The sequence below is a fragment of the Streptomyces musisoli genome (genome assembly GCF_016741855.1).
In the GTDB taxonomy this organism is placed as follows: Bacteria; Actinomycetota; Actinomycetes; order Streptomycetales; family Streptomycetaceae; genus Streptomyces; species Streptomyces musisoli.
In genome coordinates this window covers 1-529 of sequence record NZ_JAERRH010000111.1, presented here as the reverse complement: position 1 = coordinate 529, position 529 = coordinate 1, and the positions used below count along the sequence as shown (strand labels likewise).

Below are 529 nucleotides of genomic sequence, written 5' to 3'. Positions count from 1 at the left end.
CGGATCCGAGGTCGGTGCCGGCGCCGTGGATGAGCTGGTGCTGGAGGCGCCGCTGCTGCTGGCGGACGAGGAGGACGTCCGCCTGCACGTGAGCGTGACAGGTGCGGACGAGCACGGGCGCCGTACGGTCATCGTCCGCTCCCGTTCCGACTCCGACGAGGAGTGGACCGTCCACGCACGCGGAGTCGTGGCACCCTCCGTCGACAGCGCACCGGCCGCCCCGGCGGACGTCTGGCCGCCGGTAGATGCGGAGAAGGTGGACGTGTCGGCGTTGTACGACGAGTTCGCCGCTGCCGGTTATGAGTACGGGCCGCTGTTCCAGGGGGTTCGGGCGGTCTGGCGCCGGTCCGGGGAGGTGTTCGCCGAGGTCGGGCTGCCGCATGACGAGAGCACTGGCGCTGGCATTGGCGCTGGCATTGGCACTGGCATTGGCGCTGGCGCTGGCGCTGGTGCTGGGTTTGGGGTGCATCCGGCTCTGCTGGACGCGGCGTTGCACGCTCTGGTGTTGATCGATCCCGAGGCCGACGGG

The 529-nt window shown here is 70.7% G+C and carries 1 protein-coding gene; it reads left to right on the top strand.

Annotation, left to right across the window (positions count from 1 at the left end; translation table 11 throughout):
• Positions 1-25 precede the first annotated feature (25 nt).
• Positions 26-529, top strand: a 504-nt coding sequence (locus tag JK361_RS40690) for a polyketide synthase dehydratase domain-containing protein (RefSeq protein WP_307787460.1), incomplete at its 3' end; no start/stop codon positions are given.